We start from the raw sequence: 560 nt of genomic DNA, 5'->3' as shown, positions 1-560 counted from the left end.
AAACCGGTTTGGTGATGATGGCAGAGGGGTTCCACGCGTACCCATCTCGAACACGACCGTTAAGCCCTCTAACGCCGATGGTACTTGGACCGCAGGGTCCTGGGAGAGTAGGAAGTTGCCAAGCCGGTTCTTTTCCTTCGGGAGAGAACAGTATTGGCCTTTAGCTCAGTTGGTTAGAGCGCACCCCTGATAAGGGTGAGGTCGGTGGTTCGAGTCCACTAAGGCCAACCAATTTCATAACCCATCACTTTGTGGGGCATTTACTATGGGGACATAGCTCAGCTGGGAGAGCACCTGCCTTGCACGCAGGGGGTCAGGAGTTCGATCCTCCTTGTCTCCACCATTTGCATCGCCTAATGTACTTGTACCTTGACAACTGGATACGAAACGATTAGCGCAATTTAGAATGTATCTTCTGCCTTAGTGGTTTGCATCCTGACAATCTCTCTCGCCTTTGGCGATAGCGATTGCAGGTGGTTGACAACCTCCCTACTAGCCTTTGGCTAACGGGAAGTTGCAACGTGGTTAAGCTAATAAGGGCGCACGGAGGATGCCTAGGC

At 52.1% G+C, this 560-nt stretch carries 2 tRNA genes and 1 rRNA gene; all 3 read left to right on the top strand.

The annotated features are described in order from the left end of the window. Positions 1-7 precede the first annotated feature (7 nt). Positions 8-124 (top strand): 5S ribosomal RNA (gene rrf, locus E6C55_RS33310). A 30-nt stretch (positions 125-154) separates the two neighbouring features. After that, positions 155-231, top strand: a tRNA-Ile gene (locus E6C55_RS33305). Positions 232-267: 36 nt separating this feature from the next. After that, positions 268-343 (top strand) — tRNA-Ala (locus E6C55_RS33300). Positions 344-560 lie beyond the last annotated feature (217 nt).

Source organism: Cohnella fermenti (genome assembly GCF_004801405.1).
Taxonomy (GTDB): Bacteria; Bacillota; Bacilli; order Paenibacillales; family Paenibacillaceae; genus Cohnella; species Cohnella fermenti.
Note: the sequence above shows the minus strand (reverse complement) of the source record. Positions and strands in the feature narration are given on the sequence as shown.